The sequence below is a fragment of the Paraburkholderia sp. SIMBA_030 genome (assembly GCF_046535245.1).
In the GTDB taxonomy this organism is placed as follows: domain Bacteria; phylum Pseudomonadota; class Gammaproteobacteria; order Burkholderiales; family Burkholderiaceae; genus Paraburkholderia.
Window position 1 is genome coordinate 1 of sequence record NZ_JAWRXB010000405.1, and the last position, 276, is coordinate 276.

At 66.3% G+C, this 276-nt stretch carries 1 protein-coding gene; it reads left to right on the plus strand.

Annotated features, from left to right (window positions below; all coding sequences use genetic code 11):
• Window positions 1-68: 68 nt before the first annotated feature.
• A partial coding sequence (locus SB772_RS40545) for a hypothetical protein (protein WP_410838590.1) occupies window positions 69-276 on the plus strand: 208 nt, incomplete at its 3' end.

Below are 276 nucleotides of genomic sequence, written 5' to 3' on the forward strand. Positions count from 1 at the left end.
CCGGCTGCCTCGAAGGCCGTGCCGGTCGCTAGCCGCTTCTACTCTGTGCCGTGTTTCAAGCGAGCTTCGTGCCAGCTACGCACGAAACGCCGCATCCCTGCAATGACGTGGCGCAAAGCGCTGCATGCGCCACGGCGTCGCCGTTGGCGGCACCCTGGCTGGGCATCGAAGCACCAGAGGCGTGCGTGCATGCCCTCGCGCCCGCCAAACCACCGACGGTTTCAGTGGGCCGCATAAACGCCCGCCATCGTCACGAAGCCATCGAGGCGCTTGATG